The sequence below is a fragment of the Bacillus sp. FJAT-27251 genome (assembly GCF_001273925.1).
GTDB lineage: Bacteria > Bacillota > Bacilli > Bacillales > Cytobacillaceae > Mesobacillus_B.
This window is the reverse complement of record NZ_LIGG01000001.1, coordinates 4,565,025-4,588,572: the sequence shown is the minus strand read 5'-3', so window position 1 is coordinate 4,588,572 and position 23,548 is coordinate 4,565,025. Positions and strand designations below refer to the sequence as shown.

The 23,548-nt window shown below is 48.2% G+C and carries 24 protein-coding genes; 15 read left to right on the top strand and 9 right to left on the bottom strand.

Translation table 11 applies throughout. From position 1 onward, the window contains the following. Positions 1–198 precede the first annotated feature (198 nt). Together ADU22_RS21700 and ADU22_RS21695 are read left to right on the top strand one after the other, a co-directional pair. On the top strand, positions 199–636 hold the full coding sequence (locus ADU22_RS21700; protein ID WP_053364033.1) for a BrxA/BrxB family bacilliredoxin: 438 nt from the start codon (positions 199–201) through the stop codon (positions 634–636). Positions 637–723: 87 nt separating this feature from the next. Then, a complete protein-coding gene (locus ADU22_RS21695; protein ID WP_053364032.1) occupies positions 724–1,686 on the top strand; it encodes an aromatic acid exporter family protein in 963 nt (320 codons plus the stop codon). A gap of 52 nt (positions 1,687–1,738) precedes the next feature. Here ADU22_RS21695 and prli42 read toward each other — a convergent pair whose 3' ends face one another. After that, positions 1,739–1,834 (bottom strand): stressosome-associated protein Prli42, encoded by a 96-nt coding sequence (prli42, locus tag ADU22_RS24845; protein WP_156183231.1) that lies wholly within the window; start codon positions 1,832–1,834, stop codon positions 1,739–1,741. A 157-nt stretch (positions 1,835–1,991) separates the two neighbouring features. Between prli42 and mce the strand changes: the two genes are divergently transcribed. From mce to gnd, 6 genes are all read left to right on the top strand, one after another. After that, positions 1,992–2,402, top strand: a complete 411-nt coding sequence (gene mce / locus ADU22_RS21690; protein ID WP_156324414.1) for a methylmalonyl-CoA epimerase — start codon at positions 1,992–1,994, stop codon at positions 2,400–2,402. Further along, a complete protein-coding gene (locus ADU22_RS21685; protein ID WP_053364030.1) occupies positions 2,402–3,952 on the top strand; it encodes an acyl-CoA carboxylase subunit beta in 1,551 nt (516 codons plus the stop codon). The genes mce and ADU22_RS21685 overlap by 1 nt, the downstream gene beginning before the upstream one ends. Before the next feature lie 84 nt (positions 3,953–4,036). After that, a complete protein-coding gene (locus ADU22_RS21680; protein ID WP_053364029.1) occupies positions 4,037–5,158 on the top strand; it encodes a tripeptidase T in 1,122 nt (373 codons plus the stop codon). 545 nt (positions 5,159–5,703) lie between these two features. After that, entirely contained in the window at positions 5,704–6,366 is a 663-nt protein-coding gene (locus ADU22_RS21675) for an FMN-dependent NADH-azoreductase (protein WP_053364028.1), read from the top strand. Positions 6,367–6,491: 125 nt separating this feature from the next. Then, positions 6,492–7,772, top strand: a complete 1,281-nt coding sequence (locus tag ADU22_RS21670) for a DNA polymerase IV (protein WP_053364027.1) — start codon at positions 6,492–6,494, stop codon at positions 7,770–7,772. A 144-nt stretch (positions 7,773–7,916) separates the two neighbouring features. Beyond that, entirely contained in the window at positions 7,917–9,326 is a 1,410-nt protein-coding gene (gnd, locus tag ADU22_RS21665; RefSeq protein ID WP_053364026.1) for an NADP-dependent phosphogluconate dehydrogenase, read from the top strand. A 409-nt stretch (positions 9,327–9,735) separates the two neighbouring features. On the opposite strand, the gene zwf is transcribed toward gnd, so the two are convergent. Further along, entirely contained in the window at positions 9,736–11,232 is a 1,497-nt protein-coding gene (zwf, locus tag ADU22_RS21660) for a glucose-6-phosphate dehydrogenase (protein WP_082252960.1), read from the bottom strand. Positions 11,233–11,452: 220 nt separating this feature from the next. Between zwf and rnz the strand changes: the two genes are divergently transcribed. Next, the gene (rnz, locus tag ADU22_RS21655) at positions 11,453–12,382 is read left to right on the top strand and encodes a ribonuclease Z (protein ID WP_053364025.1); all 930 of its coding nucleotides are present in this window, start codon (positions 11,453–11,455) and stop codon (positions 12,380–12,382) included. A 335-nt stretch (positions 12,383–12,717) separates the two neighbouring features. Here rnz and namA read toward each other — a convergent pair whose 3' ends face one another. Together namA and proC are read right to left on the bottom strand one after the other, a co-directional pair. Then, positions 12,718–13,737 carry an NADPH dehydrogenase NamA gene (gene namA / locus ADU22_RS21650; protein WP_053364024.1) on the bottom strand — a complete coding sequence of 340 codons (1,020 nt, stop codon included), beginning with the start codon at positions 13,735–13,737 and terminating at the stop codon, positions 12,718–12,720. Positions 13,738–13,790: 53 nt separating this feature from the next. Beyond that, positions 13,791–14,648, bottom strand: a complete 858-nt coding sequence (gene proC, locus ADU22_RS21645) for a pyrroline-5-carboxylate reductase (RefSeq protein WP_053364023.1) — start codon at positions 14,646–14,648, stop codon at positions 13,791–13,793. 284 nt (positions 14,649–14,932) lie between these two features. Here proC and ADU22_RS21640 point away from each other — a divergent pair, with 284 nt between their 5' ends. The 4 genes from ADU22_RS21640 to ADU22_RS21625 all read left to right on the top strand — a co-directional run bounded on the left by ADU22_RS21640 (position 14,933) and on the right by ADU22_RS21625 (position 18,577). Then, positions 14,933–15,898, top strand: a complete 966-nt coding sequence (locus tag ADU22_RS21640) for an MBL fold metallo-hydrolase (RefSeq protein WP_053364022.1) — start codon at positions 14,933–14,935, stop codon at positions 15,896–15,898. A gap of 10 nt (positions 15,899–15,908) precedes the next feature. Further along, positions 15,909–16,703, top strand: a complete 795-nt coding sequence (locus tag ADU22_RS21635; RefSeq protein ID WP_053364704.1) for an SDR family NAD(P)-dependent oxidoreductase — start codon at positions 15,909–15,911, stop codon at positions 16,701–16,703. A gap of 237 nt (positions 16,704–16,940) precedes the next feature. Further along, on the top strand, positions 16,941–18,200 hold the full coding sequence (locus ADU22_RS21630; RefSeq protein WP_053364021.1) for a Y-family DNA polymerase: 1,260 nt from the start codon (positions 16,941–16,943) through the stop codon (positions 18,198–18,200). A 26-nt stretch (positions 18,201–18,226) separates the two neighbouring features. After that, positions 18,227–18,577 carry a YolD-like family protein gene (locus tag ADU22_RS21625; protein ID WP_053364020.1) on the top strand — a complete coding sequence of 117 codons (351 nt, stop codon included), beginning with the start codon at positions 18,227–18,229 and terminating at the stop codon, positions 18,575–18,577. A 31-nt stretch (positions 18,578–18,608) separates the two neighbouring features. On the opposite strand, the gene ADU22_RS21620 is transcribed toward ADU22_RS21625, so the two are convergent. From ADU22_RS21620 to ADU22_RS25470, 3 genes are all read right to left on the bottom strand, one after another. Further along, positions 18,609–18,827, bottom strand: a complete 219-nt coding sequence (locus ADU22_RS21620) for a CDGSH iron-sulfur domain-containing protein (RefSeq protein WP_053364703.1) — start codon at positions 18,825–18,827, stop codon at positions 18,609–18,611. A gap of 105 nt (positions 18,828–18,932) precedes the next feature. Next, positions 18,933–19,865: an alpha/beta hydrolase gene (locus ADU22_RS21615; protein ID WP_053364019.1), complete on the bottom strand. Its 933-nt coding sequence runs from the start codon at positions 19,863–19,865 to the stop codon at positions 18,933–18,935. Between the two features lie 118 nt (positions 19,866–19,983). After that, positions 19,984–20,118 carry a hypothetical protein gene (locus ADU22_RS25470; RefSeq protein ID WP_286132357.1) on the bottom strand — a complete coding sequence of 45 codons (135 nt, stop codon included), beginning with the start codon at positions 20,116–20,118 and terminating at the stop codon, positions 19,984–19,986. Between the two features lie 159 nt (positions 20,119–20,277). On the opposite strand from ADU22_RS25470, the gene ADU22_RS21610 reads away from it, so the two are divergent. Together ADU22_RS21610 and ADU22_RS21605 are read left to right on the top strand one after the other, a co-directional pair. After that, the gene (locus ADU22_RS21610) at positions 20,278–21,462 is read left to right on the top strand and encodes an acetyl-CoA C-acetyltransferase (RefSeq protein ID WP_053364018.1); all 1,185 of its coding nucleotides are present in this window, start codon (positions 20,278–20,280) and stop codon (positions 21,460–21,462) included. 126 nt (positions 21,463–21,588) lie between these two features. After that, positions 21,589–21,849, top strand: a complete 261-nt coding sequence (locus ADU22_RS21605; protein WP_053364017.1) for a YqkE family protein — start codon at positions 21,589–21,591, stop codon at positions 21,847–21,849. A gap of 516 nt (positions 21,850–22,365) precedes the next feature. On the opposite strand, the gene ADU22_RS21600 is transcribed toward ADU22_RS21605, so the two are convergent. Further along, positions 22,366–23,280 carry an aldo/keto reductase gene (locus tag ADU22_RS21600; protein WP_053364016.1) on the bottom strand — a complete coding sequence of 305 codons (915 nt, stop codon included), beginning with the start codon at positions 23,278–23,280 and terminating at the stop codon, positions 22,366–22,368. 51 nt (positions 23,281–23,331) lie between these two features. Next, positions 23,332–23,478: a Z-ring formation inhibitor MciZ gene (gene mciZ, locus ADU22_RS24440; RefSeq protein WP_082252959.1), complete on the bottom strand. Its 147-nt coding sequence runs from the start codon at positions 23,476–23,478 to the stop codon at positions 23,332–23,334. Positions 23,479–23,548: the final 70 nt, after the last annotated feature.

Below are 23,548 nucleotides of genomic sequence, written 5' to 3'. Positions count from 1 at the left end.
AAAGGGGACAGCGCAGGGAATGGCGCTGTCCTTATCTAGGGAGTTTAGGGGTATGGATCTAGCTGTATTGTTACTATTCCCCCTCCGCTGATTCATAAACACAATTCCCAAAAAAATTTCTTGTTTGAAAAGAACGTGTTTGTCTTGTTAATATATAGGTATGAAGCGAGATTATGCTTACACTAAGGAGTGATCATTTTGAGTATGGATTTTAATTTTTTTATGAATGATGTCGTCCGCCAGGCACGTGATGAAATCAGTGCTTCTGGATATAAACAATTGAAGACCCCTGAGGAAGTGGAAGAGTCTTTTGCCCAAAAAGGCACTACTCTTGTCATGATTAATTCTGTCTGCGGCTGTGCCGGCGGGATTGCCCGGCCAGCTGCTGCACACGCCCTCCATTACGACAAGCGCCCCGATCAGCTGGTTACCGTGTTTGCCGGCCAGGACAAGGAAGCCACCGAGAAAGCAAGAAGCTATTTCACCGGCTATCCGCCATCATCCCCATCCTTTGCGCTCTTGAAAGATGGAGAGATCATCACGATGATTGAGCGCCATGAAATTGAAGGACATGATCCAATGGCGGTTGTCCAAAAGCTTCAGAATACTTTTGAAGAACACTGCGAAGAGGTCTAAGGGAAGTTTTTGACTCAACAATATATCTGATAGAATAAAAAGATGATACAAGTGATCATCTTTTTATTTTTTTGGGGAGACAAGGACATGAAATTTAAAATAGGATACCGTACATTGAAAACAGCCGTAGGCACAGCGAGTTCCATCATGATTGCCCAGTATGCAGGACTGGAGCATTTCACCTCCGCAGGAATCCTCACAATCCTGTGCATCCAGGTAACGAAGAAGCGCTCTCTTCGGGCTTCGTGGGACCGGATTTTAGCCTGCCTCATTGCCATGGTGTTCTCAACTCTCTTTTTTGAAGGAATCGGCTACCACCCGGCTGTAATCGGCTTGATGCTTCTGTTTTTCATTCCGACCGTTGTCTTGGCTGGGGCAAGGGACGGCATTGTATCAAGCAGTGTGATTATCCTCCATATATTCTCGGCTGAACAGGTTACAGGAGGATTGCTGTTGAATGAGGTGGGAATCATCCTTATCGGCATTGGCGTTGCGTTGATTGCGAATCTCTACATGCCCAGTGCAGACGCCAAACTGGAAGAATACCAAAAGCGGATCGACGAAAATTTCAAAAGCATCTTTCATGAAATCGCCAATTATCTGAGGAGCGGAGACAGCAGCTGGGGCGGCAGGGAGCTTCCCGAAACATTAGAGTTGATCAATGAAGCAAAGACGCTCGCTTTTCGGGACATAGAGAACCATTTTTTACGCGAGGAGAATCTGTATTATCAATATTTTAAGATTCGCGAAAAGCAGTTTGATATTATTGAAAGAATTCTGCCCGCTGTCACGTCCATCCCCCTCCATGTAAAGCAGGCAGACATGATTGGCGACTTTGTGGAGGAGCTTTCCCGCGGGGTCCATCCCGGGAATACTGTTCTTTATTATCTCGAGAAGCTTTACAGGCTAAGAACCAAATTCGAAAAAATGGAACTCCCCAAAACTAGGGAAGAGTTTGAAGCAAGGGCCAACCTGCTTCAATTTTTAAAAGAGATGGAGAATTACCTTCTCCTTAAACGCTCCTTTAAGGGTTTGAAACATATTGATTAAACGCAATAACAAAAAGAAGGGCTCCGGATTTTCGGAGCCCCTCTTTTTTACCTTATAAGAAAGTTGCCACTCCTGCAAGAAGAGTTGAGGCAATCATGGTGAAAAGCATGATATAGATGATGATTTTCCGGGTGTTGCGCTTGCGCAAATCCATCTCCCCCTTCAGAGCCTGTAAGTTTGTCCTATGGTTATTATACTATATGGGGAAACGAGTTTCTACAATCCTAATTTTAGAAGGATTTGTGAAATTTATGTCGAATATAGAAACTATTAATTATATTCTAATATTATTTGGAGGCTTGAGGATGATTAAAAAGGTGGATCACATCGGTGTAGCTGTCAGGTCACTGGAAGAGGCATTGCCCTTTTATACAGATGTATTGAGATTGCCTTTGCTTGGCATTGAAGAGGTTGCCAGTGAGCGGGTGAAGGTAGCGTTTTTACAAGTTGGCGAAGTGAAAATTGAGCTGCTGGAGCCAACTTCGAGCGAAAGCCCGATTGCCCGTTTTATAGAAAAGCGGGGTGAGGGAATCCATCATGTGGCTCTCGGAGTGGATTCGATTCAGGAGAGGATCGATGAACTAAAGGAAAAAGGTATTGCGATGATACAGGACAAGCCGAAAAAAGGAGCCCATGATGCCCTGGTCGCATTCATGCACCCTAAGTCAACTGGAAGCGTTTTATTTGAATTGTGCGAAAAGAAGGAGAGAGAGTAATGGCTGACATCTATGAAAAAATAAATGAGTTGTATGACCGCCGCAGGGAAATCGAGCTGGGAGGCGGCGATGAAAGAATTGAAAAGCAGCATGAAAAAGGCAAACTGACAGCCAGGGAAAGGATTGACCTCCTCGTGGATCCCGGCAGCTTTGTCGAGCTCAATCCTTTTATTGAACACCGGTGTACGGATTTCGGACTTGAGAATCAAAAGGGACCCGGCGATGGGGTTGTTACGGGCTACGCCAAGGTGAATGGCCGTCCGATTTATCTGTTTTCCCAGGACTTTACTGTTTTTGGAGGGGCACTCGGGGAAATGCATGCCAATAAAATCGCCACTGTCATGGATCTGGCCGCCAAGAATGGTGCGCCATTCATTGGGCTGAATGACTCGGGCGGAGCAAGGATCCAGGAGGGTGTCGTTTCCCTCGACGGGTATGGACAGATTTTTTACCGGAATTCCATTTACTCGGGTGTGATTCCGCAAATTTCTGTCATAATGGGGCCTTGTGCAGGCGGAGCGGTATATTCTCCTGCCATTACCGATTTTGTTTTCATGGTTGAAAACACCAGTCAAATGTTCATCACTGGACCCAAGGTGATTGAAACGGTAACAGGTGAAAAGATTACGGCAGAAGACCTTGGCGGTGCCCGTGTACATAACACCATCTCCGGCAATGCCCATTTTTACGGAAGCACAGAGGCTGAAACGCTTGAAATGGTGCGTGCGCTCCTCAGCTATCTGCCTCAGAACTTTGAAGAGAAGCCTCCAAGGCTCGAAGCGGACCTTGATGATGATTACCGTCCCGACATGACGGATATTGTGCCATTCGATGCCATCCGGCCATATGATGTGCGGGCGGTCATTGCCGAAACGGTGGACAAGGATTCGTTTTTGGAGATACAGAAGGATTTTGCGAAGAATATTGTCATCGGCCTTGCCAGAGTTAAAGGAGAGGTGGTTGGACTTGTCTGCAATCAGCCAAAGTTCATGGCTGGCGGGCTTGATATTGACTCCTCGGATAAAGCTTCCCGATTCATCCGTTTCTGCGACTCTTTTAACATTCCGCTTATTACCTTTGAAGATGTCACAGGCTTCTTCCCTGGCATCAAGCAGGAGCACGGCGGCATTATCCGTCATGGAGCAAAGATCCTGTACGCCTATTCGGAAGCGACAGTGCCCAAATTGACGGTTATTCTGCGAAAAGCATACGGCGGTGCATATGTCGCCCTGAACAGCAAGTCTATTGGCGCCGACCTTGTGTTTGCATGGCCTAATGCGGAAATTGCCGTTATGGGGCCGCAAGGGGCAGCCAATATCATATTTGCAAGGGAAATCCAGAACAGTCCGAATCCGGAAGAAACTCGGCAGCAGAAGATTGACGAGTACCGTGAAAAATTCGCCAATCCATATGTAGCTGCCAGCCGCGGCATGGTGGATGATGTCATTGATCCGCGGGAAACACGGATCAAAATCATTCAGGCCCTGGAAATGCTGCGAACCAAGAAGGAGAGCAGACCAGCAAAAAAACATGGAAATATTCCCCTGTAAAGACTCTTAACTGAAAAATTTGATGGGATAAAGCTGCAGACGGTATACTAAGATAGCATTACATAAGATGGAGGTCCTTAATCAATGATTAACAATGATCGATTGCTAAATGAATTCCTCGAATTGGTGCAAATCGATTCGGAAACAAAGCATGAAGGCGAAATTGCCAAAGTCCTGAAACAAAAGTTTCTGGACCTTGGCGTCGATGTGTTTGAAGACGACACCACTGCCCAAACGGGGCACGGAGCCGGAAACCTTATTTGCACCCTGGCCGGAACCAAGGAGGGAGTGGATCCAATCTACTTCACCTCCCATATGGATACGGTTGTGCCTGCCCGCGGCGTCAAACCTTCCATCAAGGATGGATATGTTGTTACTGATGGAACGACGATCCTTGGGGCGGATGACAAGGCCGGACTTGCGGTTATGCTGGAGACAATCACTGTCCTAAAAGAACAGCAGATTCCCCATGGAACCATTCAGTTTATCATTACAGTGGGCGAGGAGTCCGGGCTTGTCGGTGCCAAAGTCCTCGATCCATCCCGCCTGACAGCCAAATACGGGTATGCTCTTGACAGTGACGGCAAAGTGGGCAATGTGGTTGTTGCCGCTCCGACACAGGCGAAGGTGCTGGCGAAGATTTATGGAAAAACGGCTCATGCCGGAGTAGCTCCAGAGAAAGGCATTTCCGCAATTACAATGGCTGCCAAGGCTGTTGCGAAAATGCCGCTTGGCCGCATTGACGAAGAAACGACAGCCAATATTGGCCGCTTCGAAGGAGGAACGCAGACAAATATCGTTTGCGATTATGTGGAAATTTTAGCGGAAGCCCGTTCCCTGGTGCCGGAAAAAATGGAAGCACAGGTTGGCAAGATGAAAGAAGCCTTTGAGAGTGTGGCTGAACAAATGGGCGGCAGAGCGGATGTCCAAATCGATGTCATGTATCCAGGCTTCAAATATGGCGAAGGCGACCAGGTAGTTGAAATCGCCCGCACCGCAGCAAAGAAAATCGGCCGCAGCTGCGAGCTTCTCAAAAGCGGAGGAGGCAGCGATGCCAATGTGATTGCCGGTTTTGGAATCCCGACGGTCAACCTTGCTGTCGGCTATGAAGAAATCCATACGACCAATGAAAGAATGCCAATCGAGGAACTCGGGAAGCTAGGAGAAATGGTCATCGCAATCATCCAGGAAGTTGCCGGACAATAAATGAGTAAAAGAGCATCCATGGTTCTCACAGCCAGGAGAGAAAGGTGTGCGGCAATTACTTAGGTTGCCTCCTTCCTGTTGATTGGAACGGAAGGCGCGAAGACTCCTGCGGGAGTACGGGGCTGGGGAGACCCCGCAGGCGCTTCAGCGCCGAGGAGGCTCCCCGGCACGCCCCGGAAAGCGAAGCGCCTGGAGTAGAACTCAACAGGTCAATGAGCATTAACCCAAAAATTGCAGAGAAAGTTACTCTTTCTTAACGAGCTGTGGGCATCCATGTGATGCTCTTTTTTTAAGAGGCTGGCTGAGCCGCTTACGCTTTTCCTTGTCCAGCTCCAGCGGCTAGGGGCTTGGGTCATAAGCCAATCCGTCAGGAAGGTTAAAAAGCAACCTTCATGCCGGCTTGTCTTATGCCTGTCGCCCCTGGGCGAGCCGCTTACGCTTTTCTTGTCACAAAACGTTACTATCTGTTTACTCTTTCACAAACTTTATTCCATTACTATTAGGGTAATGGAATATATTATTTAGGGAAAGGGATGCACACGCCTATGCCAAAGCTGCTGTATATTACCGCCAATCCAAAAAGTGATGTCCGCTTATCGAAAGGGGCGCAAATCGGGGAGGTTTTTCTCGATACCTTCCTGCAGGAACGCCCGGATGTCGAGCTTGAAAGAATGCATTTATATGATATGGAGATACCGCAGATCGACATGGATCTATTGTATGCCCGTGCCAAGCTTTCCTTTATGGGATACAGCTTTGAGCAGCTATCAGCAGGGGAGCAGGAGAAATTCACTGCCATGCACGCCCTGGCAGACCGGTTCATTGATGCTGATTACTATGTTTTTGTGACGCCTATTTGGAATTTGGGGGCACCTGCCATTCTTAAGGCATTTATGGACAATATGTTCCTCATCAACAAAACGTTCATTTCTACCCCGGAAGGGCCAAAAGGGTTGCTGACGGGAAGGAAAGCGATTCATATCCAGACACGTGGAGGCATTTATTCAACAGGTCCAATGGCCGATTTCGAAATGGGAGACCAATATATCAGAAAGGTGCTCACATTCCTTGGGATGGACGTCATGGATACCGTGGTTGCGGAGGGAATGGACCATTTCCCAAAACAGGCGCCGGAAATCATGGCTAATGCCAAGGAAAAGGCCGTGGAGTCTGCCAGGGAAATGGCAGGAAGCAAGGTTTCCATTTAAAAGCTGGTCCAGTCTAAACCCGCAGCCATGCGGGTTTTTTTATGGATTATGAGAGGAGCGGTGCCTCTGTTATTTTTACAAGGGAATGCTAAAATAGAAGCAGATTTTCTTTAGGATGTGAGGATATGAAAGAGATGTATCCAAAGAATGGACGGGTCATCCTGCATGTTGATATGAACAGTTTTTATGCCTCAGTGGAGATGGCCAGCAATCCGTCGCTAAAGGGAAAGCCGCTGGCCATTGCCGGGAATCCCGAAGAGCGGCGGGGAATCATCGTGACCTGCAGCTATGAAGCCCGCAAGTTTGGCGTCAGGACGACAATGCCGCTTTGGGAAGCCAAGAAGCTTTGTCCGCAGCTGATTGTCATGACTCCCAATTTTGACAGGTATCGGGCCGCGTCTGCCGAAATGTTTGAAATCCTGAGACAGTTCTCGTCCCTTGTAGAGCCAGTTTCGATTGATGAAGGATATATCGATATTACCGGCAGCCAAGAACTTGGCTCTCCGCTGGCGATTGCCGAGGATATCCAAAAGACAATTCTTGAGCAGCTGGACCTGCCTTGCAGCATAGGCATCGCCCCAAACAAATTTCTTGCCAAGACAGCTTCGGATATGAAAAAGCCGCTGGGCATCACGATTTTAAGAAAACGCGACATCCCCCATATTCTCTGGCCGCTGGAAGTAGGAGAAATGCATGGGGTGGGAAATAAAACATCGGAAAAACTGAAAGGTATTGGAATTGATACGATTGGGGCACTGGCAAAATCCAATGAAATCCAACTAAAAGCGTTGCTAGGGATCAATGGGCTCAGGCTTAGGGAAAGAGCAAATGGAATCGACAGAAGGCCGGTTGACCCCGAGTCTGTTTTTGATTTTAAAAGCATTGGGAATTCAACCACGCTGCCCAAGGATATTGCCAATCAGCTGGAACTGATCATGGTTCTCGAGCGGCTCTCTGGACAGGTTGCTGCAAGGATGAAGCGAAAACAGGTGCTCTCTGAAGTCATTGGCATCACCATTCGATATAAAAACAGGAAGACGATTACTAGAAGCCACAAGCTGGAGAATCCGGTTGGCCGAAAAGAAGAGATTTTAGCGGAGGCCAGGCAATTGTTCATCAAAAACTGGGATGGGAATCCAGTAAGGCTGCTTGGCATAACGGGAACAGGGCTGGTGGAGGCGGAGTCTGCCGTAAAGCAGCTGGACCTATTTTCTTATGAAAAGGATGCGGAAAAAGAACCCCTGATGAATACAATGTCCATGTTGCAGGAAAAATACGGGAACAATATCATTGGCCATGCCTCAAGCCGGCTGCGGCTGAACCAAGGGGCATCAGGGAGGAATGATACCAGCTTCAATAAGGATTTCCTGCAGCAAAGAAATCAGGAGAAACCCAAAAAAGAGTAATCAATCAGTTGGTTATTTTCCACACTGATAGTTAAAATATAAAACGAACAGTATGCTTGTTATTTGCAAACTATCGTAACTTATTGCTAAATTAGAGTGTACTCATTTTAACAACTATAGAACAGTTAGAAGGGACGTCGTAAAATGTCAAAGCAACAAATCGGAGTCATCGGCCTTGCGGTCATGGGAAAAAACCTTGCATGGAACATGGAGAGCAAGGGCTATTCAGTATCCGTCTATAACCGTTCCCGCGAAAAAACGGATGAAATGCTGGCGGAATCAAAAGGAAAAAACATTGTCGGCACTTTTTCCATCGAAGAGTTTGTCCAGTCATTGGAGAAGCCGCGTAAAATCATGCTTATGGTTAAAGCAGGCGGGCCAACCGACGCAACAATTGAGCAGCTGAAGCCGCATCTCGAAAAAGGGGACATCCTGATTGATGGCGGAAATACCCTTTATACGGATACACAGCGCCGAAACAAGGAGCTAAGCGAACTTGGCTTCCACTTTATCGGGACTGGCGTTTCCGGCGGAGAAGAAGGAGCGCTCAAAGGACCTTCCATCATGCCTGGAGGCCAGAAGGAAGCATATGACCTTGTGGCTCCTATCTTTAAGGATATTTCTGCCAAAGTAAATGGCGAGCCATGTACTACATATATTGGTCCCGATGGAGCAGGCCATTATGTAAAAATGGTACATAATGGGATTGAGTATGGAGATATGCAATTGATCTCGGAGGCGTACTTCCTGCTGAAGAATGTCCTGGGCTTGACCGCAGAGGAGCTGCATAAGGTATTTTCCGAGTGGAACAAAGGAGAGCTGGACAGCTACCTGATTGAGATTACAGCCGATATCTTTACTAAAGTCGATGACGAAACGGGCAAGCCGCTTGTTGACCTTATCCTGGACACAGCTGGCCAGAAAGGAACAGGAAAGTGGACAAGCCAAAGCGCCCTGGATCTTGGTGTGCCACTGCCGCTTATTACGGAATCCGTATTCGCCCGCTTTATTTCAGCAATGAAAGACGAGCGGGTGGCTGCCAGCAAAATTTTGCGCGGCCCTGAAGCGGCACCTTTCACCGGTGACCGCGAGGCGTTTATCGAGTCAGTCAGAAAAGCATTGTATATGAGCAAAATCTGCTCCTATGCCCAAGGATTTGCCCAAATGCGGGCGGCTTCCGAGGAGTACGGCTGGGACCTCCGCTATGGCGACATCGCCATGATTTTCCGCGGCGGCTGCATCATCCGTGCCCAGTTCCTTCAGAAGATCAAGGAAGCCTACGATCGGGACCCTGGCTTGAAAAACCTTCTTCTTGATCCATATTTCAAGGAAATCGTCGAAAGCTACCAGGGTGCATTAAGGGAAATCGTAGCCGTCTCTGCCCAAAACGGCATCCCTGTCCCTTGCTCTGCGTCTGCTTTGGCCTACTACGACAGCTACCGGACCGAAACGCTGCCTGCCAACCTGCTGCAGGCACAGCGCGACTATTTCGGTGCCCATACGTACCAGCGTGTGGATAAGGAAGGCATCTTCCATACTGAGTGGATGAAATAGGATTTTCAGTTAATAGCTTTAAAACAGCAGTCCAATTCGCAACTGAATTGGACTGCTGTTTTTTGTTGGGTTCCTGGGATGTCATTGTTGATTTTTCATATAGGCAAAGAGTTTATAAGCGGAGAAATTCCGGTTAATGTATATATTAGAGGCTTTCAAAGCAGAAATAAGCGGACTTATTCCGATTAACCTCTCAATATAGGACTAAATTTAAGGATAAAATGAATATAAGCGGAAAAACCTCCCTTATTTTTCGGGAAATGATGGTATTTCCCGATTTAAGCGGAAATTGTCCGTCTATTTTTCAAACTTGGTATTGGGAACAACTTTTGGAGCCAACCTTCATTGCGTGAGTATGAAAAAAGAGTGTTTCCAAAGGGATTTCCCCTCTGGAAACACTCTTTTCAATTTAACACGTTTCTACATCCAGATGGGTGACCGGCCACCAGAAAAATCCGTCCTTCTCCAGCAGCTCATCAGCTGCTTTTGGTCCCATTGTGCCTGATTCATAATTTGGGAAGCTCTCTTTCTCATTTTCCCAAACGGCGGAAATGTTGTCGACAAAACTCCAGGAAAGAGCTACTTCATCCCAGTGGGTGAAGTTGGTGGCATCTCCCCGCAGGCAGTCATATAGCAACTTTTCATATGCTTCAGGCGTATTCAAGCCATCTATGCCTTTGTTTGCATAGCTTAGCTTGACAGGAGTGGAATTAAGAGTCTGCCCGCTCCGCTTGGCATTGAAATAGAGGGTGATGCCTTCTTCAGGCTGAATGTGAATGACGAGAAGATTCGGATTKACTGAACCTTCCTGCTTGTTATATAAATCCATCGGGATCTCCTTGAATTGCACGACAATCTTGGTGGATTTAGCTGCCATCCGCTTTCCTGTCCGGATATAGAATGGGACTCCTGCCCAGCGGAAATTGTCAATCATCAGCTTGCCGGCCACGAATGTTTCCGTGTTCGATTCAGGGCTGACCATCTCTTCCTGATTATAGGCCGGGACTTCCAGACCCTGGATTTCCCCTTTTCCATACTGGCCGCGTACAAAGTATTGATTGACATCACTGTCCTTGATTGGACGCAATGCCCTGAATACTCTAACTTTTTCGGACCGGACTTCATCGGTTGTCAGGCGGATTGGGGGTTCCATGGCCAGCAGCGCGACCATCTGGAGCATATGGTTTTGGACCATGTCCCTTAGCGCCCCGCTCTTTTCATAATAGCGTCCGCGTTCTTCAACTCCAAGAACTTCACTGGATGTTACCTGGATGTTTGAAATGAAGCGATTGTTCCAGAGCGGCTCGAAGATGGCATTGGCAAAGCGGATGACCTCGATATTTTGGACCATTTCCTTGCCGAGGTAATGGTCTATCCTGTATATTTCATCCTCGGAGAAAGCTGTCCTGATTTGATTGTTCAATACCTTTGCCGAATCAAGATCATGCCCGAATGGCTTTTCAATCACAAGCCGTTTGAATCCTTGGGTTTCCGTAAGGCCATCCAGCTTCAGGTGTTCGGCAATTGTACCGAAGAATTCGGGAGCCATTGCCAGGTAAAAAATCCGGTTCCCTTCAAGTCCATAGTGGCTGTCCATTTCCGTTGCCAGCCGATTTAGCGCTGCATACGAATTTGAATCAGTCACATCGTGAGAGTGGTAGTAAAATCTTGAAGCAAACTCATCGATTTCGCTGTTTTCCGTACCATCGGGATTTACTGACTGCTTCACATTATTCTGAAATTCCTCGTTGGTCAGTGTCCTTCTTGCGACGCCAATTACAGCAAAGCGGCCAAGCTGCTCTTTTTTAAACAGGTTATATAGGGACGGGAACAACTTTCGTTTCGCCAGGTCTCCTGTTGCACCGAAAATCATGATTAACGCAGTGGGTTTTTCGATTTGTGCCAATGTCAAGAACCTCTCTTTATCTTTAATATATTACGTATGTAAACTACACTGTACAAGTATAAAATTTTAGCTGTTTCATCGCAAATTGGCAAATGAAAGATGTCTATAGTTTTGTTCCGGCGCTTCCAATTTATCCTGCCAATTGTGATATAGTAGTAGCAGAATCTTTACAGCCCGCTGTCCGCGCGGCAAACGGGCTCCATAAAAGGAGATATGGAACATGGAAGTTTTTTTTCTTGGGACAGGGGCAGGCATGCCCGCCAAGCCGAGAAATGTTACCTCTGTCGCATTGAAGCTTCTGGAGGAACGGGGCTCAATCTGGCTTTTTGACTGCGGGGAGGCTACACAGCATCAAATTTTACATACAAGTATTAAACCGCGCAGGATTGAAAAAATTTTCATAACCCATTTGCATGGGGATCATATTTATGGATTGCCGGGCCTGCTTTCCAGCCGCTCGTTCCTGGGGGGAGATACCGAAGTGGCGGTATATGGCCCTGCAGGCCTTAAAGATTATATAGAGGTCAGCCTTAAGGTGAGTAAATCCTATCTGAAATACCCAATTAAAATCGTTGAAATTGAAGAAGGCGTCATCTATGAAGACGATCAATTTATCGTTGAAGCCAGGCTTCTGGAGCATGGGATTGCTTCCTATGGATACCGTGTCATCGAAAAGGACAGGCCGGGGACGCTGCTGGTGGACAAGCTGAAAGAGTCCGGAGTCCAGCCTGGGCCCATTTATAAAAAGATTAAGCAGGGGGGCTCAGTGGAGCTCGAAGACGGCCGTAAGCTCCATTCTGCAGAGTTTCTTGGCCCTGCCCAAAAGGGCCGTGTGGTGGCCATTCTTGGCGATACCAGGACATGCGAAGCTGCCCGCATTCTTGCTGCCGGTGCCGACTTGCTCATCCATGAAGCAACCTTTTCCGGGGGGCAGGAGGAGCTCGCCCGTGAGTATTTCCACTCCACTACCCTGCAGGCGGCTGAGACGGCGCTGAAAGCCCAGGCTAAACGGCTTTGCCTTACCCATATCAGCTCACGATTTGACAGGGAAGACTGGAAAATGCTCGAGCAGGAAGCAAGAAGTGTATTTCCGGACACCGTGGTTGCCGAAGACTTTATGGAAATAACGGTGCCTTTGAATTTGTCATAAGCCACCTCAGGATTGAAGCCAAAAAACGCCTTCTATTCTGATGCGTCCTATGCCTGTCGCCCCTGGGCAAGCCGCTTCCGCTTTTTTTCTTGTCCAGCTCCAGCGGCTAGGGTCTCGGGTCATAAGCCACCCCTGGATTGAAGGCAAAAAGCGCCTTCATTCCATGTGCGTCTTATGCTTGTCGGGGCTGGGCAGTCGGCTCCGCTTTTCTTCTTGTCCAGCTCCAGCGGCTAGGGTCTCGGGTCATAAGCCACCTCAGGATTGAAGGCAAAGAGCGCCTTCATTCCTGATGCGTCTTATGCCTGTCGCCCCTGAGCAAGCCGCTTCCGCTTTCCTTATTCCCACCCTCTCTTATATTGCTCCGGTGATTGTATGCTCACGCCTAGTTCTTTGGCGGCGGTGCGCGGCCAGTATGGGTCACGGAGCAGTTCCCGGGCAATGAAGACGAGATCTGCACGCTCGTTCTGGAGGATTTCTTCCGCCTGGATACCGGTGGTGATCAGGCCGACCGCTCCTGTCGCAATTTCGGCTTCCTGACGGATTCTTTCCGCTAATTTCACCTGGTATCCCGGGTAAACAGAAATCCTTGCAGGCACTACCGCACCTGAGCTGACATCGATCAGGTCAACGCCCTGTGCTTTCATCCATCCAGCCATCACGGTATAATCAGCAACGTCCAGACCGCCTTCTCTGTAGTCTTTGGCAGATATTCTTACAAATAACGGGCCATCCCACACAGATTTCACCTCATCGATGATTTCCCGGAGGAACAAGTMCCGCTTCTCCCGTGAGCCGCCATATTCATCTTCACGTTTATTGGTGAGCGGCGATAAAAACTGGTTGATTAAATAGCCGTGCGCGGCATGGAGTTCTATGACATCAAACCCAGCTTTCTTTGCTCTCTCTGCCGCTTTCTTAAAAGCTGTTATGGTTTCCAGGATGTCTTCTTTTGTCATTTCCTTCGGCTGTTTGTATTTTTCGTTGAAAGCAAGAGGGGAAGGAGCGATAATTTCTTCCGGGAGCATCGCTTTTCTTCCTGCATGGGCGATTTGAATGCCTGCTTTTGCCCCGTGGCGTTTTATGCGCCTGACGATCTCCCCGAGTCCCTCAACATGATCGTCGCTCCAGATTCCCAGATCCTGAGGGGAGATTCTTCCCTGGGGTGTAACGGCCGTGGCCTCGAGAATGACAAGTCCAGCCTGGCCGACCGCCCTGGTTTCGTAATGGGTATAATGCCAATCTGTCGCCGCCCCATCTTCCTTTTCAACGGAGTACATGCACATCGGCGCCATTACAATCCGGTTCTTCAATGTCAGTCCCCTGATTTCATAGGGAGAAAATAGTTTTCTTTCCACTTTTAAAAACCTCCTTCAATATTTCCAAGTATATCAGGAGTTTTTAAGGATGTTTACTCAGAGAGCTTGATGGGCTGTTTGCTCCTGCCCAGTTCAGAGGAGAGGGCTTCTCCCATTTTTCGGGAATGAAGGGCCGCCTCCTTGATGCAGGAGATAAATGCCTCCTGGACGCCGTGCTTTTCCAAAATGGCGATGCCAGCTTCCGTGGTTCCCCCGGGGCTGGTTACCTGTAAACGGAGCTCTTCGGGTGTTTTTTCGGATGTGGCCATCATCGCTGCGGCACCAATCAGGGTCTGGACAATCAAGTCTTTGGCAAGCTTTTGTTCAAGGCCGATTTCAACCGCACTCTTTTCCATTGCTTCAACGAGATAATAGATGTATGCCGGACCGCTGCCGGACAGCCCGGTGACAGCATCAAGCTGTTCTTCCTGGACAAAGGCTGTGAAGCCCACTGTTTCAAAAAGCTTTTGGGCAATCCTTTTTTGCGCCTCGGTCACCCTCTGGTTTACAGCGATGGCCGTTGCCGACCGGCTGACTGCTGCGGAGGTATTGGGCATGGCCCTTATGATGGCCAGCGGCTTTTCGGCCGCTTGTTCCATCGTTTCCAGTGATACCCCGGCCAGGACGGAAATTAACAGAATGTCATTCCTGAGGAAGGATTTGAACTCATTGATGGCACCGGCCGCATCCTTTGGCTTCATGGCCAGGATGACGGCATCCGCATCTGCAAACAGTTCATTGTAATCATAGGAACCATTTATTCCATAGGTTTGTTCAAGCTGGTTCAGCTTCTTTTGGTTATTTCGGTTTGTCACCCAGATTTGGCTGCCTTTCAGCAAACCATTCTCAATGATGCCGGACATTAGCGCCTCTGCCATTGAACCAGCTCCGAAAAATACGAGCTTTTTCATTTCATTGTTCCTCCAATTTTATAATGTATCGACAAAATCGATAACGGCCGATAATAAAGTGAAAAGAACCTTCCATCCTTTAAAGGATGAAAGGTTTATTTTTAATAGTGATTATGCTTTAAATGGGCATTAGCTGTCAAGGTACAGGGAAAAGTTTTTTGTCTTTTCTGAAAAATTATCCAGGGATAATGACAATACGGTCTATTTTCGGTAAACTTGATTTTGCGAGGTCTATTAAAGTTACATAGTCTTTATGGAAATATAACGTTTTTAAGGAGAAGAACATGGCTGAATGGAAAAATGGAATTGCCAAACTGACATTGCCAACACCGTTTCCGGTAGGAGATGTCCATACTTATTTAATAAAAGGAGACAGGCTCACCCTTGTCGACGCAGGGGTCAAGACAGACGAGGCATGGGAAGCATTCAGGTTCCAGCTGGCACAGCTGGGCATTTCTCCTGAAGAGATCGAGCAGGTCATTCTGACTCACCATCATCCGGACCATGTCGGGCTCCTGGATTTCCTGCCAGCTTCGCTCGAAGTCCATGCCCACCAGCTGAACGAAAGATGGGTGAACAGGACTCCCGATTTTGCTGCAGAGCATAACCGGTTTTTTACGGGATTGTATCGTGCCTTTGGCGTCCCGGAATCTTTTTATGTACCCTTTGTGCAAAGGATGGCAAAAATGCTCCGTTTTTCGTGCAACCGCCCCTTAACCGGTTATTTGCATGAAAATGACATGCCTGTTGGACTCCGTGACTGGAGAGTGCTTGAAACCCCGGGGCATGCCCAGGGCCATATTGCTCTTTGGCGTGAAAAGGATGGCGTCCTGATTGGCGGGGATCTCCTGCTTGCCCATATTTCGCCCAACCCGCTCCTTGAGCCGCCGCATCCTGGTGAATTGGAACGCCCCATGCCGCAGCTGCAATATAACGAATCTCTAAGGAAGCTCCAGGAATATCCCGTCTCCCTTGTGCACGCCGGGCATGGAGAGGACTTCGGCGATATTGTCCCCCTAATTGAAAAAAGGCTCTTGCGCCAGCATGAGCGTGCGATGAAAGTGAAAGCGATGCTGGAGGAAGGGGCCAAGTCTCCTTTTGAAATCTGCCAGCGCCTTTTCCCGGCTGTCTATCAAAAAGAGTTAAGCTTGACGATTTCAGAAACAGTGGCACAGCTTGATTACCTGCAATCGCTCGGAGAGATTACGATGAAAGAGGAAGAAGCGGCCCTGCTTTACGCCGCCAAGTGAGGTGTTCAAAGTGTCAAACAATCGTTTAAAGGATAAAAATATTATCATTACAGGGGCTTCAGGAGGAATAGGAGCCGAAATGGCCCGCCTTTGTGCCCGGGATGGCGCTAATCTTGTCCTGCTCGCCCGCAGTATGGATAAGCTTGAAGCTTTAAAAGCGGAGCTTGAAGGGAGGGGAGTGAAGGTCATTGCCAGAAGCCTGGACGTTTCCGACACGGACGCTGTCCAGAGGGTTTTCGGGGAAGTTCTAGCTGAAATCGGCCACTGCGATATTCTTGTCAATAATGCAGGTTTTGGTGTATTTCGCCATGCTCATGAGGCGGATTTCGCGGAGATCCAATCCATGTTCAATGTGAATGTGGTCGGCCTGATGGCCTGCACTTCAATGGTGCTTCCCGGCATGAGGGAGAAGCGGAGCGGCCACATTATCAATATCGCTTCCCAGGCCGGAAAAATCGCTACTCCCAAATCGAGCGTATATTCCGCAACCAAGCATGCAGTTCTGGGCTATACGAACAGCCTGCGCATGGAGGTAAGCGATTTTGGCATTTTTGTCACTTCTGTCAACCCTGGCCCGATTGCAACAAACTTCTTTAATATAGCGGATGAACAAGGTACATATGTCAAAAACATCAAGCGCTTTATGCTTCAGCCTGAGTATGTCGCCAAACAGGTGGTGGACCGGATGATGACCAGGACAAGGGAAATCAATCTGCCGCGCTGGATGAGTGCGGGGAGCACCATTTATGCGCTCTTCCCGCGAACATTTGAATTGATTGGCAAGCGTGCGTTTAACCAAAAATAATATAGGCACAGCCGTGGGGAAACAATCACAAGAGGATTGTTTCTTTTTTGTTTGCCCCAGGAAAATACAGCATTGGCTGCCATAATAACCTGTTTTTATGAACTTCCTCGTAAAATTTCCATTGAAACCGAACGCATATTCGCTTAATATAATGGGTATAATGAATTATGGAACAAATGTTCTGTTATTTTTCCAGTGTAAAGTTATGGAAATTAAATTCGGAAGGAGGATACGAAAATGATCGATTACAGCGACATGCCGCAAAACCAGATTCTATGTGTAGACATGAAGAGTTTCTACGCCAGCTGCTCTGCGGTGATGATGGGGCTTGCCCCCCTGGATTGCTATCTTGCCGTGGTCGGCAACTCGGATCGTTCTGGCAGCGTTGTGCTGGCAGCGTCTCCCCGTATGAAAAAGGAGTTTGGCATTAAAACCGGATCAAGGATGTTTGAAATTCCCAAAGATCCCCGCATTACGATTGTCGACCCGCAAATGTCCACTTATTTAAGGATCTCCACTGAAATCTCCCGGGTATTTAACCGTTATGCCCCCAAGGAAGCTATCCATACCTATAGTGTCGACGAGAGTTTTATTAAGGTGGATGGCACTTCGAAGCTTTTCGGCGGTGCCTGGACCGTTGCTGAAAAAATCCGGAGTGATATTGAACGGGAATTTCAGCTTCCGTGCGCAATAGGTATCGGGCCAAATATGCTGATGTCCAAACTCTGTCTCGATCTTGAGGCGAAAAAGCACGGGATTGCAGAGTGGACTTATGAGGATGTAGAGAAAAAGCTCTGGAAGGTATCACCGCTAAGGGAAATGTGGGGAATTGGCCGGCGCGTCGAAAAAACGCTGAACAGCATGGGGATCTTTACGGTGGGCCAGCTCGCCCGCTATGATTTGGAAAAGCTTGAGAAGAAGTTTGGAATCATGGGCAACCAGCTGTACCATCATGCCTGGGGAATTGATTTTTCGGAAATTGGCGCCCCGATCCTTGAAGGGCAGATCAGTTTTGGAAAAAGCCAAATCCTACTTCGCGATTATAAGGAAGAAAACGAAATTAAGCATGTCATCCTGGAAATATGCGAGGAAGTGGCACGCAGGGCGAGGACCCACAAAAAGGCGGGCCGGACCATCAGCTTTGGCCTTGGCTACAGCCAGGATGAATTCGGCGGCGGGTTTCATCGCTCCAGGACAATTGACCGGCCGACGAACGTGACAATGGAGCTTTACCGAGTCTGTCTCGAATTGTTTTCGGAAAACTATGCCGGAAAGACGGTGCGCAGCATCTCCATTTCACTGGGAAACCTGATTCAGGACAGCCAGTTTCAGCTTGATCTTTTTGATAAGGATGGCTGGAGAAAGCATGAAATCGGCTATACGATGGATCGAATCCGCTCCCGTTTCGGTTCGGCCTCCCTGCTCCGGGCTGTTTCCTATACGCCGGCAGGAACAGCAAGGCACAGGGCGAAGCTGGTCGGCGGCCATAAAGGCTAAAACAGAGAGAAGGGAGAGGGCGCAAAATGATTCGTGACCGCGGAAGAATAAAATGGACGTCAATGATGCTGCCTGAGCATGTCAAAATGCTGAAGGATTGGGCATCGGAAGACGAAGATGAACAAGAGAAGGAACTCGATGAGCAGCAGCTTGAACAAATGAATGAAACGATTCTTGAAGCAATGGAGTTTAATCGGCCCGTGGCGATAACCTACTATCGGCAGCGGAAGTATGAACTGGTCGTTGGTACGATTCACTATTGGGACCAAATCACGGGCAGGATGCATGTCGTTGACGCCTTTGGGGAAGTTCACCGCATCGGACTCTCAGTCATTGCCGATGTCAGGATGGCAGAAGGCCAGGAAGATCCTCGGTAAAAGAAAAAAGCAATGGCGTCATGGCCATTGCTTAAGCCTGTTCGGAGTCCTTGGCCTGGGCGCGGACCGCGGATTCAAACTTTCCTTTGTGCGTTCCATCGCAAAAAGGCTTATTGTTGCTCAGCCCACAGCGGCAAAGCGAGAAAACCGGTTTTGTTTCAAAAACATTTCCCTCGCCATCAAGCAGTTCGACATCTCCCGTAATCCTCAGTGATCCGTTATCATTGACCTTGATTTGCACTTTCGCCACCAAAAACACACCCTTCCCCAACAAATTGCATACTTCAATGCTAAAAGGGAATTCAAAAAAATGCAAGTATAAATAGTCTGACTAATTAAAAAACTGCCCGAGCAATTAGGATTGGTCCGCTGCTCCTGATTCCGGGATTCCGTAATGGCCGAGGAATTCATCGAGAGCTTTTGTGTATTCCTCCCGGTTTTCTGCCAGGGACCTTGCATGGGCGCCGTTCTCGGCAAGAAACAGCTGCTTCGGCCCCAATTTCCGGTCATAAAGCTCCTGTGTCATTCCAGGCAGGATATAATCGTCTTTCCGGCTGTGAATAAACAGAACAGGCTTTTGGATGTTCTCAACCGCTGTAAGGGGTGAGACGTCCTTCAGGGGGTAACGGTCACGAACTTTTAAAAAGAGCTGTGCCACAGGAACCATGACCTGGGGCGGCAATTTGGTGTCCTCCCTGACAACATGGGCCAGCTGTTTTCCAAAATCGGAGTAGGGGCAGTCGGCAACATAAAAGTCAGCTCCATCTTCAATCAGCCCCGCATATTGCAGCATGGTGGCCGCACCCATGGATTCACCGTGAACGCCTAAAAAAAGGTCATCCCCCTTTTGCTTCCTGAGCCAGTCGATGACAGCCTTCAAATCGAATTTCTCATAATACCCGTAGCTTGTTGTCTTCCCGCCCGACTCCCCATGACGGCGCTGGTCGTAAATGACGGCATTGAACCCTCTTTCAATAAAAAGATTCATGTACTTGACAGAGGACATTTTGTTCTCCGTTACGCCATGGCAGAATACAACATAACGATTGAGGTTATAGGGTTCCACAACAATCGCTTTTAAGGAGTAGCCGAAAGGAGATGGGATTATGACCTCTTTTTGCGGCAGCGCCTTAAAGTCCGCGAGTTTAAGGAAGCCCGCCTCCTCATCCCGCTTAATAACCTCATTTTCGGCTTTGTTTTTAATAAACATAATCCGGTTAGTGAGATAGATTCCTGCTGTGGCAGCGAGCAGCAGGAATGAGAATAAAAAACGCAGCGTTCTCCGCAAAATACAACCCCTCCGGCAGTTTCTCAAATGGTGAAGCTATAGTTAATTTTACCATCACATGAAGATGCAGACACCAAAAAACCGCTCAAATAGAGCGGTTTCAGCTTGGAAGAAGAGTTCATCCTTCGCTCCGGCTTTGCCGATTGGTTGGCTGGATGGCTTGCTCAAGGTCCTCGGCGGCAATTTTCTGTTTCACATTGTCGGCATGCGGCTTGCCTTTCTGGCTGTAGCCTTTGTCTCGTTTTCTGCTCATTATGCTGGCTCCCTCCTCTGAATGCCTTCATTTATAAGATGGCTTTGGAATGAGCGTTCATGCATGGATTTTTTCAGGAAACTTCATGCAATAAAAAGGAATATGTTGATTTCACTCGAATTATAAGAGTGAGAACAGAAGAGGGAGGATGAACAAGCAATGCAAAATGATGCAGTGATTGTCAGTGCTGTCAGAACAGCAATCGGCAGTTTCAATGGAAGTTTGAAGAATATTTCGGCGCCAGAACTTGGTGCCGTGGTCATTAAAGGGGCGCTTGAAAAAGCTGGCCTTGGACCGGACCAGGTGGACGAAGTCATCCTTGGGAATGTCCTGCAGGCAGGATTGGGACAAAACCCGGCGAGGCAGGCGGCCCTTAAAGCAGGTTTGCCGGAGACAGTGTCATCCATGACAATCAATAAAGTGTGCGGTTCCGGATTAAAGGCCGTTCATTTGGCTGTACAGGCAATTGTTGCGGGAGATGCAGAAGTTGTCGTGGCAGGCGGCATGGAAAATATGAGCCAGGCGCCTTATTTGCTGAAAAATGCGCGCGATGGATTCAAGATGGGCGACCAAAAGCTTGTCGACAGCATGATTTCCGATGGGCTGTGGTGTGCCTTCAACGACTACCATATGGGAATGACTGCAGAAAATCTTTGCGCAAAGTATGAAATCGGGCGGGAGGAGCAGGACCAATTCTCGGCATGGAGCCAGGAAAAAGCCGCAAAGGCAATCGCGGAAGGGAAATTTAAAGAAGAGATCATTCCGGTGAAGATCCCGCAGCGAAAAGGAGACCCAATCGTGTTTGATGTGGATGAGTATCCTAAAAAAGGAACGACCGCAGAAAAACTGGCGGGCCTGCGTGCAGCCTTTAAAAAGGATGGAAGCGTCACGGCAGGAAATGCGTCAGGCATCAATGACGGTGCAGCGGTGCTGGTCGTGATGAGCCGGAAAAAAGCCGAGGAACTTGGCCTGAAGCCGCTTGTCACGATCAAAGGGAATGCAAGTGCAGGGGTAGACCCAAGCATCATGGGCATCGGGCCAGTGGAAGCAGTTAAAAAGGCGCTCAATAAAGCTGGCATGACGATGGAAGAAATCGAGCTGATTGAGGCAAACGAGGCTTTCGCTGCCCAATCCCTTGCTGTAGACCGGGAACTGAATTTCAATAAAGAGATTCTGAATGTAAATGGCGGCGCCATCGCGCTTGGGCATCCAATCGGTGCGAGCGGAGCCAGGGTTCTTGTGACCCTCATTCATGAAATGCAGCGAAGAAAAGCAAAGACTGGGCTGGCAACGCTATGCATCGGCGGAGGCCAGGGTGTCGCGACCGTTGTGGAGCGGGCTTAGATAAGTTTGAAAGCGGTAACGGAAACGCCCTGTGCAAGGGCGTTTCTATTTTCATCGAAGATTGTTATAATTTTTCCGTTGCAGCCATATTATTGTGCTTATTAAACAGAAAAAGAGGGAAACTTCATGAAAAAGAAAAAACAAGTGAAACAGCAGGCTAAAAAAGAGGATAAACCGGTCACGCTTGGCGACATGCTGAATAAGGACCTTATGTCCCAGCTGAAAGCCAAACAGCAGGAATTGAAAGAAAAGGAGGAAAAGGAGAAACAGCAGCAAAAAGAGGAGGCATTACGCAAAAAACGGGAAGAGCAGCGCCTCCGTGAAAAGAATATGTCCTTTGAAGAGCTATTGGCCCAAAGCGAAATGGACTGGAAAAAATTCAAATGATTTAAGAGTACTGCTTTCTAATTGTGGAATTTGCGAAAAGTGCAGGGTTAAAAGAACAATTGGAGGAGCTGGGCGAGGTTTTATAATCAAAAATAGGCTATTTTGCTAATAACTCTTGGCGACTTGGGACTTTTTTAATAGTTTTACATTAGGAAGTTATTAGATAATGAGAGTACTAGTATTAAATGTACATTTAATACTGGTAAAGGTTGATATAATGCTGGTAAGTGGGAATATATTGCTGGTAAGTAGGGAGATAATGCTGGTAACCGCAGGGATAATGCGAGTACTAGGTTAATAGCAGCAAATTTAATACCAGTACTAGCATTAAATTACCCAGGTACCGGCGCTTAAACTTAGTACTAGCATTAAATCAGGAAACCGGTGCCTGACCCTCACTCCAGTAAAGTATTAACGCACTAACCGGTGCCTGACCCTCACTACGGTAAAGTGTCAACGCACTAAATGGTGCCTGCCCCCACTGGGCAGGCACTTTTGGTTTTGGCAAAGTTGTTCCTACCTGTGCTCGCTATACTGATTCGCCCTGGTGAGCTCCTGGATGAGCCTTACTTCCTCTGAAGAAAGCGGGCTGCTGCCCGCAGCCTGGGCATTGGCCTGAACCTGGCCGACAGAGCTTGCTCCAATGACGACCGAGGCGACAGCCGGATGTGCCAGGTTGTATTGCAAAGCCACTTCTTCAAGCGGCCTTGATGCTGCAAGCCTATCTTTCAGTTGGGGCAGCAGCGCGGCCAATTCTTCCTGGCTGTAGTCAAGGAAGCCTTTCCCCGAAGCCGTTTTTTCCGGAAACCGGTCGCTCAGCAGACCCTTTGCGACCGTTCCCCTTGTAACCACGCTGATGCCATGGTCGTGGAGCAGCGGCAGTGCTTCCTCCTCGGGACGCCGGTCAAGCATGCTGTATTGCATCATTACGGAAACCATCGAGGATTTCGTGATATATTCCCGAATCACATTCGGCCTGATGGAAGAAATCCCGTAATAACGGATCAGGCCCTCAGCCTTAAGCTCTTCAAAAGCTTCAATTGTTTCATCGATATTATCTTCGATTGTCCCGCCATGCAGCTGATAAAGGTCGATATAGTCTGTCTGCAGCCGTTTAAGGCTTCCTTTCACTGCTTCCTTGATATGTTCCTTCGAAGGATCCCAGCTCCAGCCATCTCTATTCTCGTTCCAGCGGTTCCCTGCTTTTGTGGCAATGATCACCTCGCTACGGACCGCTTTTAAAGCTTTGCCGACAATCTGTTCATTTTCGCCGAAATCATATAAATCGGCTGTGTCAAAATAATTGACGCCTGCTTCAAGTGCAGCCCCGATAATATCGCCGGCCTTCTTTTCGTCTGTCCCAAGGGACATGCAGCCGAGGCCCAGCACGCTTACATGCAAATCAGAGTTTCCCAAACGGCGTTTTTTCATTGTGTCCACTCCTTTTTCTCCATTCTATCGAATAGGAGCCGGGGACTACAACTAATCAGGACGGGGCAAGCTTTTGGAGACTGCCTCCGTCCAATCCTTGACAAGCACATATTCCTTGCTGTATTCCCGGAGCTTTTGCCTAATCTCCCATGCCTTTCCGGACATCATGAATCCATTGCGGTACACATAGACTTTCATCACCATACTCCCTTCAGACAAGTATGATAAAATGTATGAGCATTGAATTTCGGATTAGAACAGGAGTGGT

Bases quoted from the DNA above. Each gene is read 5' to 3' on its own strand.
- ADU22_RS21600 (WP_053364016.1), bottom strand. From the start codon at position 23,280: ATGAAAAAACGCCGTTTGGGAAACTCTGATTTGCATGTAAGCGTGCTG.
- mce (WP_156324414.1), top strand. From the start codon at position 1,992: ATGATTAAAAAGGTGGATCACATCGGTGTAGCTGTCAGGTCACTGGAA.
- ADU22_RS21610 (WP_053364018.1), top strand. From the start codon at position 20,278: ATGCAAAATGATGCAGTGATTGTCAGTGCTGTCAGAACAGCAATCGGC.
- ADU22_RS21630 (WP_053364021.1), top strand. From the start codon at position 16,941: ATGATCGATTACAGCGACATGCCGCAAAACCAGATTCTATGTGTAGAC.
- ADU22_RS21685 (WP_053364030.1), top strand. From the start codon at position 2,402: ATGGCTGACATCTATGAAAAAATAAATGAGTTGTATGACCGCCGCAGG.
- ADU22_RS21625 (WP_053364020.1), top strand. From the start codon at position 18,227: ATGATTCGTGACCGCGGAAGAATAAAATGGACGTCAATGATGCTGCCT.
- ADU22_RS21670 (WP_053364027.1), top strand. From the start codon at position 6,492: ATGAAAGAGATGTATCCAAAGAATGGACGGGTCATCCTGCATGTTGAT.
- ADU22_RS21680 (WP_053364029.1), top strand. From the start codon at position 4,037: ATGATTAACAATGATCGATTGCTAAATGAATTCCTCGAATTGGTGCAA.
- gnd (WP_053364026.1), top strand. From the start codon at position 7,917: ATGTCAAAGCAACAAATCGGAGTCATCGGCCTTGCGGTCATGGGAAAA.
- ADU22_RS25470 (WP_286132357.1), bottom strand. From the start codon at position 20,118: ATGAGCAGAAAACGAGACAAAGGCTACAGCCAGAAAGGCAAGCCGCAT.
- ADU22_RS21640 (WP_053364022.1), top strand. From the start codon at position 14,933: ATGGCTGAATGGAAAAATGGAATTGCCAAACTGACATTGCCAACACCG.
- mciZ (WP_082252959.1), bottom strand. From the start codon at position 23,478: ATGAAAGTCTATGTGTACCGCAATGGATTCATGATGTCCGGAAAGGCA.
- rnz (WP_053364025.1), top strand. From the start codon at position 11,453: ATGGAAGTTTTTTTTCTTGGGACAGGGGCAGGCATGCCCGCCAAGCCG.
- ADU22_RS21605 (WP_053364017.1), top strand. From the start codon at position 21,589: ATGAAAAAGAAAAAACAAGTGAAACAGCAGGCTAAAAAAGAGGATAAA.
- ADU22_RS21695 (WP_053364032.1), top strand. From the start codon at position 724: ATGAAATTTAAAATAGGATACCGTACATTGAAAACAGCCGTAGGCACA.
- proC (WP_053364023.1), bottom strand. From the start codon at position 14,648: ATGAAAAAGCTCGTATTTTTCGGAGCTGGTTCAATGGCAGAGGCGCTA.
- ADU22_RS21675 (WP_053364028.1), top strand. From the start codon at position 5,704: ATGCCAAAGCTGCTGTATATTACCGCCAATCCAAAAAGTGATGTCCGC.